At 37.6% G+C, this 17187-nt stretch carries 13 protein-coding genes and 1 tRNA gene; 4 read left to right on the top strand and 10 right to left on the bottom strand.

The genetic code is table 11. The features are described from left to right. Positions 1–151 precede the first annotated feature (151 nt). The 6 genes from J4051_RS18285 to J4051_RS19235 form a co-directional block, all read right to left on the bottom strand. Positions 152–224 (bottom strand) — tRNA-Met (locus J4051_RS18285). Positions 225–391: 167 nt separating this feature from the next. Next, on the bottom strand, positions 392–1297 hold the full coding sequence (locus J4051_RS18290) for a leucine-rich repeat domain-containing protein (RefSeq protein ID WP_208235330.1): 906 nt from the start codon (positions 1295–1297) through the stop codon (positions 392–394). Between the two features lie 208 nt (positions 1298–1505). Continuing rightward, positions 1506–2039 (bottom strand): DUF4136 domain-containing protein, encoded by a 534-nt coding sequence (locus J4051_RS18295; RefSeq protein WP_208235331.1) that lies wholly within the window; start codon positions 2037–2039, stop codon positions 1506–1508. A 110-nt stretch (positions 2040–2149) separates the two neighbouring features. Beyond that, a complete protein-coding gene (locus tag J4051_RS18300) occupies positions 2150–2875 on the bottom strand; it encodes an SDR family oxidoreductase (protein WP_208235332.1) in 726 nt (241 codons plus the stop codon). Between the two features lie 92 nt (positions 2876–2967). Then, the gene (locus J4051_RS19095) at positions 2968–3165 is read right to left on the bottom strand and encodes a potassium channel family protein (protein ID WP_317192746.1); all 198 of its coding nucleotides are present in this window, start codon (positions 3163–3165) and stop codon (positions 2968–2970) included. Positions 3166–3379: 214 nt separating this feature from the next. Further along, positions 3380–3646: an ion transporter gene (locus tag J4051_RS19235; protein WP_317192747.1), complete on the bottom strand. Its 267-nt coding sequence runs from the start codon at positions 3644–3646 to the stop codon at positions 3380–3382. A 248-nt stretch (positions 3647–3894) separates the two neighbouring features. Here J4051_RS19235 and J4051_RS18310 point away from each other — a divergent pair, with 248 nt between their 5' ends. Beyond that, positions 3895–4593: a hypothetical protein gene (locus J4051_RS18310; protein ID WP_208235333.1), complete on the top strand. Its 699-nt coding sequence runs from the start codon at positions 3895–3897 to the stop codon at positions 4591–4593. 305 nt (positions 4594–4898) lie between these two features. On the opposite strand, the gene J4051_RS18315 is transcribed toward J4051_RS18310, so the two are convergent. The 4 genes from J4051_RS18315 to J4051_RS18330 all read right to left on the bottom strand — a co-directional run bounded on the left by J4051_RS18315 (position 4899) and on the right by J4051_RS18330 (position 12553). Continuing rightward, positions 4899–6311 carry a SusD/RagB family nutrient-binding outer membrane lipoprotein gene (locus J4051_RS18315; protein WP_208235334.1) on the bottom strand — a complete coding sequence of 471 codons (1413 nt, stop codon included), beginning with the start codon at positions 6309–6311 and terminating at the stop codon, positions 4899–4901. A 52-nt stretch (positions 6312–6363) separates the two neighbouring features. Further along, positions 6364–9609 carry a SusC/RagA family TonB-linked outer membrane protein gene (locus J4051_RS18320; protein ID WP_208235335.1) on the bottom strand — a complete coding sequence of 1082 codons (3246 nt, stop codon included), beginning with the start codon at positions 9607–9609 and terminating at the stop codon, positions 6364–6366. 705 nt (positions 9610–10314) lie between these two features. Continuing rightward, positions 10315–11313 (bottom strand): GTPase ObgE, encoded by a 999-nt coding sequence (gene obgE / locus J4051_RS18325; RefSeq protein ID WP_208235336.1) that lies wholly within the window; start codon positions 11311–11313, stop codon positions 10315–10317. A gap of 130 nt (positions 11314–11443) precedes the next feature. After that, positions 11444–12553: an adenylate kinase gene (locus tag J4051_RS18330; protein ID WP_208235337.1), complete on the bottom strand. Its 1110-nt coding sequence runs from the start codon at positions 12551–12553 to the stop codon at positions 11444–11446. Positions 12554–12708: 155 nt separating this feature from the next. Here J4051_RS18330 and J4051_RS18335 point away from each other — a divergent pair, with 155 nt between their 5' ends. From J4051_RS18335 to J4051_RS18345, 3 genes are all read left to right on the top strand, one after another. Next, a complete protein-coding gene (locus J4051_RS18335) occupies positions 12709–13863 on the top strand; it encodes a 5-(carboxyamino)imidazole ribonucleotide synthase (protein WP_208235338.1) in 1155 nt (384 codons plus the stop codon). A gap of 72 nt (positions 13864–13935) precedes the next feature. Beyond that, positions 13936–14418: a 5-(carboxyamino)imidazole ribonucleotide mutase gene (gene purE / locus J4051_RS18340; RefSeq protein WP_208235339.1), complete on the top strand. Its 483-nt coding sequence runs from the start codon at positions 13936–13938 to the stop codon at positions 14416–14418. 198 nt (positions 14419–14616) lie between these two features. Beyond that, on the top strand, positions 14617–16653 hold the full coding sequence (locus J4051_RS18345) for a M3 family metallopeptidase (protein ID WP_208235340.1): 2037 nt from the start codon (positions 14617–14619) through the stop codon (positions 16651–16653). Positions 16654–17187: the final 534 nt, after the last annotated feature.

Consider the following 17187-nt stretch of genomic DNA (forward strand, 5'->3'; position numbering starts at 1 on the left):
GGTCATTCCAACATAGCGCTTCCGATACTTTGGAGACCATAGAACATAAACAACAAAATCCATAGTAAAGTCCATTGTTGAAAGTATAAAATGAATTGTTGAAAGTATAAAATGAAAAAAGCCCCTGAAAAATTTCAGGGGGCTTGCTTAGTAGCGGGAACAGGACTCGAACCTGTGACCTTTGGGTTATGAGCCCAACGAGCTACCTACTGCTCTATCCCGCGATATAAATTAAAATGATTCTCTTAGCTTTTAACTCTCGGTTCATAATGCCGACTGCCTCATTTTAGGACTGCAAATATAATAGCTTTTTTCTGATTATAAAAACTTTATTTCATAAAAAACTCCCAACAAATAAATGTTGGGAGTCTGTCATATTTTGATGCTAATGCTAATCCTCTGTGTCTAAAGTAGCAAGGACCCCACCAGGCTTTGTATTTTGATAATCAAACGCAATTAAATTAGGAAACTGTTTTTCCAATTGCGCCAATTCTCCTTTAAAACTATTGTTTCCTATAAGAAGAACCTTAAGCTTGCTCAACTTTACCATTTGAGTGGGTAAATCACCATAAAATGCATTGTTTGATAATACCAATTCTTCAAGATTGGTTAACGCGCCGATTGAATCAGGAATCGTACCCAATAATTGGTTATCAAAAACGCTCAATGATTTCAATTTTTTGAGTTGTGATAAATTGGAAGGCAGTTTTCCCGTTAAGGTATTACTGCTTATGACAAGTATTTGTAAATTTGTAAGATTTTCTATAGATTGTGGAATGGATCCACTTAAATTATTATTGTACAACTCTAAGGTTTTCAATTTGGATAAGTTCCCAATCTTATTTGGAATCTGCCCTGACAATTCGTTCATGAATAACTGTAAAGATTCCAATGATGCCAGCGTGGTGAGCTCAGTAGGAATAGTACCTTGAAGTTTATTGAAAGCTAAGTTGATCTCTTTCAAAGCCTTTAATTTCCCGATACTTGTTGGGATAGTTCCTGAGATGGAATTTCGAAATAAGCTTAAATACTCAAGGTGAACTAAATCACCCAATTCCTTTGGTAAAGTCCCCTCCAAATTATTGAAATCCAAATTAAGCGAGACCACCTTATTATCAACCACCTTTACACCATGCCATGTATCCACAGGCGCATTGAGATCCCAAGTCTTAAGCCAAGCATCACCTTTGGTGGTCTTAGAAAGTTCTATAAGGGCATTTTTTTCTTGAGGAGAAATTTGTCCGAAAGATAGAACGCTAATTAAAAATAGCGAAAGAGTAAGTTTGATAGTTTTCATAAAAATAAATTTGGTTGGCAGATTTACACGACGAATGTATAATATTATCGATGAAAAACCAATTATTTTCGATGAACTACATGATATCAAAAAACAATTAAACCTAATCTACTGTAAACCAATAAATTAACTAATAGGCAGAGTTTTTAAAGGTTGGACACAAGAGCTATCCAATAGACACCAATAAATCTATAGTATCACTTATTAATTATTTCTTTTTAGGCGCTGGTGGATATCCTAATAACACCTTATCAACAACGGCTTTAAACTGAGATTCTTTCAATTCTGGTTTAGCGTTTGGTTTGTATGCACTTTCGCTAATGGCTTGCCAAAACAATCCTGATTTGTTTTCATCAACAAATTCAAATATGATCTCCCTGTTCACCTTTGCTTGTCCAACAGGGATACCTATAGAAATCCCACCACCAACATTTCCACCTCCGCCGCCAACACCTACGCCCATATTGCTGCGTTGCGCTTCCTGATAGGTGCTACTTTTGATATTAATAAGAAAGTCAGGGGAATCTGACAAGCTCAAGCCTTTAGCGTGTAAACTGGCATCTAAGGCATCCAAAAGCCTTTTTGAATCCAATTCGCTCATCCCCATATTCATATCACTATAATAATTATAGGATTTATAGCCGTTGAAATCTGTGGCTTTCTCATAATCGTAATTTACGCGCACAGAAGCACAGGACAAAACAAGCAAGGAAAACCCAAGTAGGAGGAGTAACTTTTTCATGATTTTTTATTTTAAAGGTAATAAAAAATATGCCTCTTCAACATATCTCCATATCAAAAGAGATAAAATTGCAAGAGGCATTTTCTACATAGACCTATTATTATCTGACACTATTTACTCGGTGGCATAGTTGGCCTTACCTCGATTTTACTCGGTAAGGTACGTTCATTCATTTTTAAAAGATCAACTACCAGTTCACCAATATCCTCACTTTGGATTTTCCAAGCGTCGCTAGGATCTGGCTCGTTGCCATTAAAATGTGTTGAAACCGAGCCCGGCATAATCGTACTCACTTTAACATTATGTTGTCTCAAATCTAACATCACCGACTGCGTAAAACCCGTAACCCCAAATTTACTCGCATTATATGCTGAACCGCCCGCAAAAAAGTTGGTTCCCGCCAAACTGGAGATACTAATAAAATAGCCTTTGGATTTTTTTAGCGCATCAACGCTCGATTTAATTGTGTAGAACACCCCTGAAAGGTTGGTATCTATTGTTTCTTGCCATTGCTCTGGTGTCAGGTCTTCAATAGACGCAAAATGCCCCAATCCTGCATTAGCCACGACGATATCCAACTGTCCAAATTCAGACAACACTTGTTTTACCGCGTTTTGTTGGCTTTCATATTTTCTGACATCGGCCTCAACACCAATCGCTTTTGCAGTTGTTTTGCAATTCTTTGTAAGTTCCTCTGCTGCAGCTTTCGCGCTTGCTTCATTTCTGCTTGTTATGGCCACATTAACACCCTCATTCAACAAACTCATTGCTACACCGTAGCCAATTCCTTTACTGCCACCTGTGATTAAGGCAACTTTATCGTTTAAATTTTTCATTCTATATCGTTTTAACCAAAGTTACGAAACGAAAAATCCAAGGCTTCATAAGATTTACTAAAATTGTATTAAATCTTTAAGAAAATTGAGTTCTATTTATCTTCCGATTTATCAAGAGAATCTACAGGGTCATCATAAGAATGTGTAAGAGCCGACAAAACAATGTAGGAACGGCCACACTTCCCAAACCTATCCTCAAAATAAAAAAACGTAAACATCCTTCCTCCAACAGTAATGGGGTGCACACTCCCATACCCAACAATAGTTAAAGTGATTATTACCCACAACAAACTATCAAAAATAGATGAGAAATGCTCTGGTTGTAATTAATTTTTGAAGAAATAAATAGAAAACCTTACTCCCTAACGCTTTTAATGGTTATTGAAAATTGATTCATGGCTTTGTTGTATCTGACCAACTTTAAAATTCTGAACAAACGCAAAAAACGCAATGCCCGTAATGATCGTCAATCAACGCCAACAGCAAGATAGAAAGGAAGAATCGCTAAAAATCAATAATCCATAGAAACTGAAAAAAATTCAATTTTCGATCTTCCACGTAAATCCTTAGGACATATTCGAGAGTTAAAATAATACCTGTAAATATTTCAACATGCCTCAAGAGACCTTTGGTTTGAGGCTCTAAGTCTGGGATGGTTTCCATCGAAAATTTAACGACAGAAATTAAAATCAGGACTTGGATTAAAATAGAAAAAGATACGTTCGTCACTATTATCAGCGCTACCAATAATGTTTTTGAGGTGTTTTTCATTCATCGTTTTCTTAATAAAATATAAAATTTAATCCATGCTGTATTGATTGTACTCGCTCATACAAGGCTTACAGCAACTTTCATTTCCTAATACTAATTATTCGAATCTTAATTGAAGCTAAATTCTACACCGTGTCAAACCAAAGAACAAGCCAGCTTCTACCAAGAAAATCATTATATTTATATAAATTAATATGGTCTTGTTTACGAAATTAGATCCGTCAATAACAATGTCTAAAACTAAACCGATGAAAAGGAAATTCTTTATTTTGATCATATTGTTAATCGTTTCGATTCAGGTTAAAGGACAATACAATTATAATGTGATTCCTACAATGGATTACTTTAGAATAGTAGAAATGACCGAGAAAGATTTAACGATTATACTCTCAGAATTAGATATCGAGGGATCTCCATATCTGGAAGAAAACTTTACTAATGGAACCATTTACACAACTTCAAAACAAAAGATTATTGATATTCCGGTTAGATATAACATCTATAGTGATAATTTGGAGTTTAAAACCCCAGAAGCTAAGATTTTAGCCATTTCTAATCCAGAAACTTTAGAGTTAATCGATTTTGGTAAATATAAAATGGAGTATATTTCTTATGTTAATAAAAAACAGATAAAATCTTCCTTTTTTAAAATTGTAGAAGAAGGAAATGCAACGCTCTATGCCAAACCAGAAGTGTTTTTTCAAGAAGAAGTCAAAGGAGATGGCATTAGACCTTCAAGATCTGCTAAATTTATACCTAAATCTGATTTATACTACATTTCTATTGATAATAAACCAGCCGTTAAGATTGAAAGTAAAAAAGACTTAATCAATGTATTGTCAGATCAACAAAAAGAAATACTTTTATTTCTCAAAGAAAATAAAGTGAAAAACATTACGAAAGATGATCAATTACAGCGTATAGTTAAGTATTATAATTCATTGTAATCTATATATGAGTTTTCAAATATTGTTACCATAAGTCTTCCTAATCTAATTTAGGATTCATGAAGTTATCTTTAGGACAGATTTTCTACCAATTTAATTATCAGACATAAATATAATCTAGGTTTTGACAAATAAGACAACAATAGGTGCGCTTCGTTTAAAATAAATTAACTAAACGTATATACTTGTATGCTTGGTTTTACAATGAAGTGTTAATATTATAGTGAATTTTGAATTATATGATAAAAAAAAATCCGGAATGCTTGGTAGCATTCCGGATTTTTAGTTATAGGTATATAGTATTATTAATTAACACCAGTTCTGGTATCCCACCACATCTGTTTTCCCCAGAAATCATCTACTACTTCACCAATAAATGGACTTGCATTGGTACCGTTAAGACTACTTTCATTATTAGGGTAAGGATAACGGAAAGGAGGTGAATTGTGCCCGGTATATGTAGTACCCGGCGCTACGTAATGTGTAGTTGGCACTCCAGTCCTGCGGTATAAGGACCAAGCCTCCATACCCTGCTTAAACAAAGATATCCATTCTTGTAAATAAATAGTTTCGAGTGTACCGTCATAGGCACCATCTCCCGTCAGGTATGCCGTAATATCAGCTTGTGCAATTCCATTTTCCAACAGAGATCCAGTTACTGCCGCATTATACGCAGTTTCAGCATCCACGCCTACGCTATAGCCTTTCTGTGCTGCTTCAGCAACGTGAAACATAGTCTCAGCATAACGCATGTAAGGTATAAAACCTGATGGATCATCACGGAAACGCGCGCCTATCCTTGAAATAGTAGATAAATTAGGCTGTTCGGCGGCTCCAATGGTAAATCCTCGATATTGATTATCAGATTCAGCTGGATGTGCATACACTGGAAGACGAGGGTCATTGAGATCTAGTAAGGCATCAATCAAGACATCTGACATACCATGATCATCACGTCCTGTTGAATCCTCATACCATGGATCTTCATAAGGACTGCTTCCTGGATATACGTAAAATGCATTATCATCGTTACTTTCCATAATAGGGTTTGCGGCCGGATTAGCCATAATAGTCTCAACAGTCGATTGACCTAAAGGGCTCACATCCGAAATACGCATAGCCATACGAAGGCGTAGTGAATTACAGAATTTTTGCCATTTGGTCATATCACCATGAAATAACAAATCGCCGTCTCCTACAACATCACTTGATCCTTGATTAAACAAGCTATTGGCTTCCTCCAAGGTGTTCAGCAATGCTGGGTAAATTTCTTCCTGTTTGTCGTATGATGGCAACAGGATACCATCCTTCATCCCAAGGGCATCAGAATATGGAATGTCGCGCCATGTATCGGTCATGGCTTGGAAAATATACGCCTCCAATACCTTGGCTACAGCTAAAAGGTTAGTAGCTCCGTCAGCCTCAGCTTTAATCTTGATTTCCTGAATGTTCTGAAGCGTACGGTATCCATAATACCATTTGTTTTCAACCACTCCTGGACGGAAATTATAGCGTGCCTCATCAATGTATTGAATTTTAGCGATTTGACCACCATATGTTGATGGTTCATTTAAGTTATTCCAAGAATCATAAAAAGTATCCGAATGATATGTTAGGACGAACGCCAATACGTTGTTTGCTGGAGCGTCTTTTGCCCGGTCTGGATCAGTGTTTATTTCACCAAAATCTGCAGTACAACCTGATAAAAACAGGGTCATCGAAATGACGAATGCAAAGCATATAGTTATATTATTTTTCATAGTATTTATTTTAGAATTTTAAATTTAACTTAACCCCCATACTGCGAGATGGAGGAAAACTTGTGCTTTCCAAACCAACACCACCATTGCCTGATCCTGTAGAGTTCTCAGGATCTACACCAGTTCTATTTGATTTATGTGTCCAAAGTATGGCCAAGTTTGTACCTACTAATGAAAAGCTCGCACTCTTAAAGAGATTATTGCCTAACATTCTCTTAGGTAAGTTATACGTAAGATGAGCTTCGCGTAGTTTTCCGTAAGAGCCATCATAAACTGCTAACTCTTGGTTGCTGTAATAACTCTTGAAGAAATTTTGAGCCGATACTGTAATATCGTTAGCCGAACCATCTGCTGCCTTAACAAACGTTTGGTCTGTCATATAATTTTGACCAAGAATGACCCCTTTTTCACGTAGATCTCCTTCTGCAGTTATATTTAACTGACCACCATAAGCTCCAAACATTTGCGATACACTAAAAATATCACCTCCTTTGCGGACATCAATTAAGAATCCAAAACTTAAGTTTTTGTATGAAAATTCATTTCTGATACCGCCAATCCAATCTGGGGTAACGCTTCCTATTTTCATATTGCCTTTTACTTGCGGAAGACCGTTAGCCCCCACTAAAATATCTCCATTATCGTTTCTAACCATTCCAGTTCCGTAAATAACGCCCCAAGGTTGGCCTGGTCTAGCCTGAACATTAGCACTCCACTCGCTGCCAATTGTAAATGCATCTAAACTTTGCCCGGTATCGGGATCCGTGTATAATTCAATAATTTTACTCTTGTCTTTTGCCCAGTTTAAGATAAGATCCCAGTTAAAGCCATCTTCATTTCTTACGATTCCGGTATTTAACTGAAGCTCCATACCTTTGTTATTAATTTCGCCAGCATTAAGAAGCATTGAATTATATCCAGTAGCTTTAGAAATTGCAACACTCATAATCTGATCTGTCGTTGTTTTGTCGTAAACGGCAAAATCCAAACCAACTCTGTTGTTGAATAATCGCGCCTCAAGACCAAACTCAGAAGTTATCACTTGTTCTGGTTTAAGACCTACAGGAGGAAAAGTTGTTGTTTGAGAATACTGGGTTACGCCATAAATGGTATTAGAACTAGCAGAGAAATAAGGATCTGTTCTATATGCACCTGTAGCTGAACCTACCTTGGCCCATCCACCTCTTAATTTCAAGAAGGAAAGGGTGCTGGATTTAGCGTTAAACAGGTCTAAAGGCAGTATACTTACATCAACTGATGGATAGAAAAAGCTTTCCTCAATTGTGGAACTCCAATCATTACGAACGGTTCCATTAACGAATATCCAATTGTCATAACCTACAGAAGCCGAACCATAAACACTGTTGTTCCTTATCCAGCTATGACTCATGCCGGTTACAGGACTACCTTGTACGTTAGCAACGGTAAATAGATTAGGAACAGTCAATCGGTTTGCTCCAATAGTAGTTGATTCCCATCGAAGGTTGCGATAGTTTGTACCAGCCAAAGCGTTAAAGGAAACTTTGCCAAAATTTTTGTTATAAGTGGCAATAAGGTCAATATTAAGTTCCATTTGAGTTTGGTTATTTAACCTGAACCAGCCTCCGTGGAAACTTGCAGTTCTAGCGTTTAGCAGGGTTTCGTTTGAGCCTGAGTATTGTACAGGATTCTGCTTGGCGTTAAAATAATCCATTCCAACACGAGTTTCAATATTGATATCTTTTGTTGGTTTAAAAATAATCGCTGCTTTACCAAAAACTCTATCTTTAATAGACGAGTTGGTATTTTTATTCATACTCCAATACGGGTTATTATGGTAATTACTATTCCAGTTATATGGCATACCATTAAGCATAGTCGTCTTCCAGTTTTCTTTCAGATCTGATATATCCACCTGACGACCAAACCATTGCCCGAATGACTGTAATGGATTCCCTGCGTTATAGCCTGTAACAGGTAGGTTATCACTTCTAGTGTGTGTGTAGTTTGTAGTTAGATTAAATTCCAGATACTCATTAAAATTCATGACAGTATTGACACTTGCATTATAACGTGTAAGATCTGTATTAGGGAGTGTTCCTTTTTGATCACGTTGTCCGATTGAAAATCGAGTTTGTGATTTTTCAGAAACCGATGTCAAAGAAATATTCTGGTTGATAGTGTAACCCAAATTAAAGAAGCTTTTAATATTGTTCGGATTTGAGACCCAAGGCGTAGCTTGACGAACACCGTTGACAATTGGACTATTGAACTGCGGGATCATTAACCCAATGTCCAATCTTGGCCCCCAACTTTCGTCAACACCATCATTAACACCTCCACCTATGCCGTCTAAATAGGAAAAGCCTACACCTGGATTAAAGCCTCCAGTAGCGTATTCCTGATAGGACATCCCAGGAGCATATTGATTGTTATAAAACTCAGAACCGAGATTTCCCTGTCCATATTTGTTTTGGAATTTTTGAATACTATAAACTTGATCTACATTAAAACCTCCAGCGTAATCAATTGTCATGCCTTGATTTCTTGCAGAACCATTCTTTGTTGTTATAAGAATAACACCATGCCCAGCACGCATCCCATACAATGCTGCTGCAGCTCCTCCTTTTAGAACGGAGATGTCCTCAATATCTTGAGGGTTAATATCGTTCAAACCACTACCGTAGTCAACTGCATTTCCAGTAGTAGAATTGTTGGAAACAGGAACCCCGTCAATGACAATTAAGGGCTGGTTGTCGCCAAAAGAACTGTTACCTCGAATAACAATTCTGGAGGACGATCCAAGCTGCCCGCCTGCCTGACTAATTTGCACACCGGCAACCTTTCCTGAAAGCGAGTTAATAACGTTTGGAGAACCTGCTCTTTGAAGATCCTCAGCTTTAATGCTCTGAGTGGCGGTACCCATCGATCTTTTCTCTCTGGTGATACCAAAAGCGGCTACAACAACCTCTTCTAAAACGTTGCCAGGTTCGAGCGAAACGTTTATCACATTGCTCGCTCCAACGGTTACGTCCTTGTTGTTATATCCAACAAAGCTGAACTCCAAAACATCGCCTTGCGAGGCATTTATGGAGTAATTTCCGTCGAAATCCGACGATGCACCTTTTGAGGTGCCTTTAATAATCACCGTAGCTCCCGGTAAAGGCAGTCCAGACTCATCCGTCACCTTTCCTGAAATCACTTTGTCCTGCCCATATAAGATATGAGCAAATAACACCATCGATAGTGTTAAAATTATACGTAATTGTGTTTTCATACTTAATGAATTTAATTATTTACCTTCAAACATCACAATAAAAAGTTAAAATTCCTAAATAAATTTGGATGAATTTTAATAAAGCCTATTATTTCTGTTAAAAGCAACATAAAATCTTTATATATCCCATAGCCGTTGCAGATAGTAGACACGTAAGAAATGATATATTGAAGTCCAAAATGTCATTGAGGATACTGTAACAATTCAAAATTCCTGTAGCGTACAAGGAACATTCTTTATCCTCTATTAAACGCAATTATAACTGCTGTTAAAATGTTGGTATAATAAAACCGATCCATAAGGATTTCCCAAAAGTTGTGTGCATATGTCTTGAAACAGAAAATACTTATGTGGAAAATTGTTTAATGAGGTCAAGTTCGGTTGTGGCAAGTTTTTTGTCACTTTAAAATTTCAAGCACAGCAAAAAATCTTCCAGTAAGCCCGGTAGTTATCCATTAAATAGGTAGTGTAATGTCGCCAGACATTCCATGCATAGGAACTATGAGGTAATGGAATCGATCGGGAACAATTCTTTGAAGGGTAATATCCATGTATAAAAACCCATGGCTGATTGACAATCCATCTGCCCTCTGACACTCCGCCTTTACAAATCTCCAAATAAACAGGGGCTTGAAATGGACAACAATTATAACTGAGATGATGAAAAAGCAGCATTTATGCCATAGAGCTCATCAGGATTGAAAGCTAAACATTTAACATCTTCCAAAGTCTGTCCTTCAATTCAGTGATTCCCTTTTGGGCTACAGAGGAGATGAACATATAATCTATCGGCAAGGCTTTATCGAGTTCAAGTTTGAGCTCTGCTTCAAGCTCAGCATCAAGAAGATCGCTCTTTGAAATCGCAATCAAACGTTCTTTATCCAACATTTCCGGATTATAGCGACGCAATTCGTCCAGTAAAATTTCGTATTGTTTGAGAATATCCTTGGCATCTGCTGGAATCAAAAACAAGAGAATTGAATTGCGCTCAATATGCCTTAAAAAGTAATGGCCTAGTCCCCTACCTTCTGCAGCGCCTTCAATAATTCCGGGAATATCTGCCATGACAAAAGTTTGAAAATCACGGTACTCCACAATCCCTAAGTTGGGCTTTAGTGTCGTAAATTCATAATCGGCAATCTTTGGTTTTGCTGATGTAACAACCGACAATAAAGTTGATTTTCCAGCATTTGGAAAGCCTACCAAGCCAACATCAGCCAGGATCTTAAGTTCCAAAAGAATATCGCGTTCCTGCAATGGAATACCTGGTTGCGAATAGCGTGGGGTTTGATTTGTAGAGGTTCTGAAATGCCAGTTTCCGAGTCCGCCTTTTCCGCCTTCGACGATGATTTTTTCTTCGCCGTGTTCGGTAATTTCAAAAATGACCTCATTGGTCTCAGCGTCTCTCACCACAGTTCCCAATGGCACATCAATATAAACGTCATCCCCATCAGCGCCAGTGCTTCTTGAAGCGCTCCCATGCCCCCCATGTTCGGCCCTAATATGTTTTTTAAACTTTAAATGGTATAAAGTCCATTGGTTTTGATTGCCTCTCATAATTACATGACCACCACGACCACCATCACCACCATCAGGACCTCCTTTGGTGATATATTTTTCACGATGCAAATGCATAGAACCTTTGCCTCCGTTTCCAGATTGAACGTTCATTTTTATATAATCAACAAAATTTCCTTCGGTCATATTCACTTCCCACGAAAATGGGAGTCTTTTTAATTAAAATCTAATATATACAGGTGTCCATTAAGACAAAGCTTTAGCGTTCAGCAATAATCGAACAGCAAAGCTCCGGAACACCTTATTTAGCAATCAACTACAAGGAATCGATCACCTTATTCAAACGCTCTGTAATTTCTGAGATACTTCCAACCCCATCTACACCACAATATTTGTTCTGAGCAGTATAATAATCTTTTAAAATGGCGGTTTTCTTATAGTATTCCTTGATACGATTTCTGATAATCTGCTCATCTGCATCGTCTGCCCTTCCACTGGTTTTTCCGCGACCTAATAAACGCTGTACTAAAACCTCATCATCGACTTCAAGGGCAATCATGGCATTAATTTGCGAATCTTTGGCTTCCATCAATTCATCCAAAGCTTTCGCTTGAGCATTGGTTCTTGGAAAACCATCGAAAATAAAACCATTGGCATCTGAATTTTTCTCAACCTCGGTATTTAGCATATCAATAGTGACCTGATCTGGAACCAATTCACCTTTATCCATAAAGGATTTGGCGAGCATTCCTAAAGCAGTTTCATTTTTGATATTGTACCTAAACACATCACCTGTAGAAATATGTACTAGATTATAGGTCTCCTTTAAAAAATCGGCCTGTGTTCCCTTCCCTGCGCCTGGAGGACCAAATAGCACAAAATTAGTCATATGTTGAGTCGTTTTTAATTGATATACTTCAGGTAAATCCCTCCCCAATCCGTCGTAATCAAGTCCATATCCAACAATGAACTTATTAGGAACATCAATACCAATATAATGTAGTTTAAAATCTTTTTTGTAAGCTTCTGATTTATGAAAAAGCGTTGCAATTTTCAACTCCTTGACTTTTTCATTCTTAAAAATACGATGAACCTCCTCCAAAGTATTACCCGTATCAATAATATCTTCAAGAATCACAACCGTTCTACCCGTCAAATCCTGAGTCAATCCAATCAGACGCTCAATGTCTTCCGTTGATTTTACACCTTCATACGAAGCTAATTTTATAAAGGTAACTTCACACGGTTTTGGATATTTTTTAACAAAATCACTCACAAACATGAATGAACCGTTCAAAACACCAACAAATACAGGAATATCGTCTTTTATATCATTCGCTACCTCGTCCACCATTCTCTGGACAGCAGTATCAATTTCCTTTTCAGATATAAAGGGTTTAAAATATAAATCGTGAAGCTTGATCAATGTAATTGGTTTTTAAAAGATGCAAATATACGCTTTTGATTTAAAATTTACTCCCGAAATTTCAGGATTTCCTTGACAACTTTCAGAGTTTAAGCGTATTTTTGCTGTATTAACGACATAAATTTAACTGATTTCCTCCTGTAAGAACCTTAAACATGAATTATTTTTCTTCAAACTTTAAACTCGGCATTCTTGGCGGAGGCCAATTGGGCAAAATGCTGCTTACAGAAACTCGAAAATTCGATATTTATACCTGCGTTCTTGATCCCAGTGATGAAGCTCCTTCTAAAATTGCCTGCAATGAATTTACCCAAGGTGATTTGATGGATTATGAAACCGTCGTCAATTTTGGAAAAAATGTTGACGTACTCACTATTGAAATTGAAAATGTCAATGCCAATGCTTTAGAAACATTAGAAAAACAAGGAGTTAAAGTGTTTCCTTCGTCCAGAACTTTAAAAATCATTCAAAATAAAGCCACACAAAAGTTATTTTATGTGGACAACAATATTCCAACGGCCAATTTCACTCGTTTTGCTTACCTTTCACAAATTGAAGATGCTATTGACAATGGCGGACTCCATTTGCCCTTTGTTTGGAAAGCTGCTCAGTTTGGATATGATGGCAACGGCGTCAAAGTGGTGCGAAGCAAAGCCGACTTAAAAGACCTACAAGATGGCGAATGCATTGCAGAAACCCTGATTCCTTTTAAAAACGAACTTGCGGTTATTGTCAGTAGAAATGTGGAGGGAGATGTAAAGACTTATCCGGTTGTAGAGATGGAATTTCATCCAGAAGCCAATCAAGTGGAATATGTCATCTGCCCGGCTAGAATTGGGACTAAGATTGCCCATAAAGCGCAGGACATTGCTTTAAAAGTTTCTAAAGCTTTCAATCACGTTGGTTTGTTGGCTGTAGAAATGTTTCAAACCCAAGATGACCAAATATTAGTGAATGAAGTTGCCCCAAGGCCTCATAACTCTGGACATCATACCATCGAATCCAGCTACACTTCTCAGTTTGAGCAACATTTAAGAGCCATTTTGAATTTACCTTTGGGGAAAACGGACAATAAAGTTGCCGCAGTGATGGTCAATTTGGTGGGCGCCGAAGACCATTCTGGAGATGTCATCTATGAAAATATAGAAGACATTATGGCTATGGACGGTGTAACCCCCCATATCTATGGTAAGAAACAAACAAGACCATTTCGAAAAATGGGCCATGTAACGATTGTCAATGAAGATTTGAATGAAGCACGGCAAATTGCGGAGGATGTAAAGAATTTAATAAAAGTCATTAGTCAGTAAACACATAACAAATCAATAATTAGCCTTCCCCTTGGCTAACAGGGAACTTAAAAATTTGTACTTTATAAAATTATGAGCAAAATAGGAATCATCATGGGAAGTAAAAGCGACTTGCCAGTTATGCAGGACGCTATTGACATTTTAAAACAGTTCAATATTGCTATTGAAGTGGATATTGTTTCTGCTCACAGAACCCCAGAAAAATTATTCGATTATGGAAAAAACGCCCATACACGCGGATTATCAGTAATCATTGCCGGTGCCGGAGGTGCCGCACATTTACCTGGAATGATTGCGTCCTTATCGCCATTGCCAGTTATTGGGGTTCCGGTAAAAAGCACCAATTCTATTGATGGCTGGGATTCAATTCTCTCCATTCTTCAAATGCCTGGCGGCGTACCAGTTGCCACAGTAGCCTTAAATGGGGCCAAAAACGCTGGAATTCTAGCAGCTCAAATTATAGGAAGCTCGGACGCACAGGTTCAAGAAAAGATTATCGCCTATAAAGAAGATTTGAAAGCTCAAGTTATTGCATCTTCTCAAGATTTAGAATAGAAAACCCCGACGTATGCCAGGGGTTTCATGCTATTAATCAATTATAAAAGGGGCCTTTTTCAAAACTTATTTACAATTGCTATACAAAGGTAGGTATATATTAGCATTGATATATGAATAATAAGTTAATTGTCAGGTCTACAATTGTTTATCGAGAAAAATCGCACATCATATTTAAAAAACCGAACATTTCATTCTATGAATATCTTAAATACATATTTTAATACAAGCTACAACACGGCACCTTTTTCAGAAATAAAGGACACTGATTTTTTGCCAGCTTTCAAAGCCGCAATTGACGACGCCAAATTAGAAATCGATGCGATAGTCCATACGGAAGACGAGGCATCATTTGAGAATACTATCGAGGCTTTAGAGTTTACCGGTCAACAATTGGATCGGATTGCCAATATTTTCTTCAATCTCAATTCTGCTGAAACCAGTGATATTATCCAAAAGATTGCTCAAGAAGTATCTCCGTTAATCACCGAATTCAGCAACGACATCACTTTAAACGAAGCCCTATTCAAAAAGGTCAAAGCGGTTTATGATCGAAAAGACACGTTAGACCTAACTACCGAACAGAGCACGCTTTTGGATAAAAAATACAAGAGCTTTGCACGAAATGGCGCTAATCTTTCAGAAGAAAAAAAACAGCAGCTTAGAGCTATTGACAAGCAATTGAGCCAGCTTAAATTGACGTTTGGTGAAAACGTCTTGGCAGAAACCAATAACTTTGAAATGCTGGTAACTAATGGAGATGAACTTTCAGGATTACCAGAAGGCGAATTGGAAGCAGCTAAACAATTGGCAGAAAGCAAAGACAAAGAAGGTTGGCTATTCACTTTGGATTACCCAAGTTATATTCCTTTCATGACCTATGCAGATAATAGAGCACTCAGGAAAAAGTTGGCCATTGCTGCAGGAAAAAAAGCGTTTAAAGGCGATGCTTTGGACAACCAAAAGAATGTGTTGCAAATCGCAAAATTACGGTTTGAACGGGCCCAACTTTTAGGCTATAAAACCCACGCCCACTTTATCCTTGAGGAACGCATGGCCAAAACGCCACAAAAAGTAGAAGACTTTTTGGAAGAGTTATTGGTCAAGGCAAAACCTGCAGCTATCCGAGAATTTAAAGAACTTCAAGAGTTCGCTAATACTTTAGATGGCATTGACCAATTGGAAAAATGGGATTCTGCTTATTACGCTGAAAAACTGAAACAGAAACGCTTCGATTTGGATGATGAAAAGCTAAAACCCTATTTTAAACTTGAAAATGTCATTAACGGTGCTTTTAAGGTGGCTCAAAAATTATTCGGATTGGAGTTTGAAGAAATCACGAGCATCGATAAATATCACAAAGATGTTTTAACTTACAAAGTAACCGACGCCAACAGCGAATTGGTTGCCATTTTTTACGCCGATTTTTTCCCAAGACCAGGGAAACGTAACGGTGCATGGATGACCAGTTACAAACCTCAATTTATAAAAGCGGATAAAAACGAACGTCCGCACATTTCAATCGTCTGTAATTTCACAAAGCCTACCAAAACCAAACCGTCATTATTGACTTTTAATGAAGTCACAACCTTGTTTCACGAGTTTGGACACGCACTTCATGGGATGTTGGCCAACACCACCTATCCAAGTTTATCGGGAACGAGTGTGTTTTGGGATTTCGTGGAATTGCCAAGCCAAATATTTGAAAACTGGTGTTATGAGAAAGAAGCTTTGGAACTGTTCGCCACCCATTATCAAACAGGCGAATTAATTCCAATGGAACTAGTTCAAAAAATTAAAGATTCTTCAGCCTTCCACGAAGGAATGCAGACCTTACGACAATTGAGTTTTGGGCTTTTGGACATGAGCTGGCATGGCATCGATCCAACATCAATAGCCGATGTTAAAGCGCATGAATTAAAAGCTTTTGAAGGCAGTCAATTATTTCCTGATGTGAAGGAGAATTGCATGAGCACATCATTTTCCCACATTTTTCAAGGTGGTTATTCGTCGGGATATTATAGCTATAAATGGGCTGAAGTTTTGGATGCCGATGCTTTTGAATTTTTTAAGGAGAAAGGTATCTTCAATAAAGAAGTTGCCACAAAATTTATGGAAAATGTGCTTTCGCAAGGTGGCATTGAAGATCCAATGGTGCTATATAAACGTTTTAGAGGAAAAGAACCTCAACCAGATGCATTATTGAAACGCGCGGGATTGATGCCTGCGAATTAAATAATTGAACCTGAATTTAATTGGTGCGACCCCTACGGGGTCGTGAATTGCGCGAACATTTGGGCTACATACGTTCGATGCCTATGGCATCTTTCAGGCTACAAATATTGGATGCCTACGGCATCTTTTGGATTCATTTTTCATAAACATTCGAGGTAGATGCTACAGACGTTAGATGACTTCAGCATGTTTTTACGGCGTCAAATTTAATTTTTACAAGCCTTTAAGATAAAATACGATCGATATGGCATGGATTCCAGAGGAATCCAACGTTTATCAAAAACATTATTATTTACCGCAACGACCAAATAGGGGTCGAACATTCTAAAATTTATCGCTACGAAAGACGTGGGATACCTACAGCATCTTTTTTCGGCGTAAAATTTAATTTTTACAAGTCGTTGAGACAAAATGCGATCAATATGGCATGGATTCCAGGGGAATCCGACGTTTATCAAAAACATTATTATTTACCGCAACGACCAAGTAGGAGTCGAACATTCTAAAATTTATCGTTACGAAAGACGTGGGATA

Origin of the sequence: Gelidibacter pelagius, from assembly GCF_017581925.1 — a bacterium.
Taxonomy (GTDB): Bacteria; Bacteroidota; Bacteroidia; order Flavobacteriales; family Flavobacteriaceae; genus Gelidibacter; species Gelidibacter pelagius.

What these genes read in the sequence shown, in the direction of transcription:
- J4051_RS18300 (WP_208235332.1), bottom strand. Translation starts at nt 2,875, where the DNA reads ATGAAAAATTTAAACGATAAAGTTGCCTTAATCACAGGTGGCAGTAAA.
- obgE (WP_208235336.1), bottom strand. Translation starts at nt 11,313, where the DNA reads ATGACCGAAGGAAATTTTGTTGATTATATAAAAATGAACGTTCAATCT.
- purE (WP_208235339.1), top strand. Translation starts at nt 13,936, where the DNA reads ATGAGCAAAATAGGAATCATCATGGGAAGTAAAAGCGACTTGCCAGTT.
- J4051_RS18335 (WP_208235338.1), top strand. Translation starts at nt 12,709, where the DNA reads ATGAATTATTTTTCTTCAAACTTTAAACTCGGCATTCTTGGCGGAGGC.
- J4051_RS18345 (WP_208235340.1), top strand. Translation starts at nt 14,617, where the DNA reads ATGAATATCTTAAATACATATTTTAATACAAGCTACAACACGGCACCT.
- J4051_RS18315 (WP_208235334.1), bottom strand. Translation starts at nt 6,311, where the DNA reads ATGACCCTGTTTTTATCAGGTTGTACTGCAGATTTTGGTGAAATAAAC.
- J4051_RS19235 (WP_317192747.1), bottom strand. Translation starts at nt 3,646, where the DNA reads ATGAAAAACACCTCAAAAACATTATTGGTAGCGCTGATAATAGTGACG.
- J4051_RS18290 (WP_208235330.1), bottom strand. Translation starts at nt 1,297, where the DNA reads ATGAAAACTATCAAACTTACTCTTTCGCTATTTTTAATTAGCGTTCTA.
- J4051_RS18310 (WP_208235333.1), top strand. Translation starts at nt 3,895, where the DNA reads ATGAAAAGGAAATTCTTTATTTTGATCATATTGTTAATCGTTTCGATT.
- J4051_RS18320 (WP_208235335.1), bottom strand. Translation starts at nt 9,609, where the DNA reads ATGAAAACACAATTACGTATAATTTTAACACTATCGATGGTGTTATTT.
- J4051_RS18295 (WP_208235331.1), bottom strand. Translation starts at nt 2,039, where the DNA reads ATGAAAAAGTTACTCCTCCTACTTGGGTTTTCCTTGCTTGTTTTGTCC.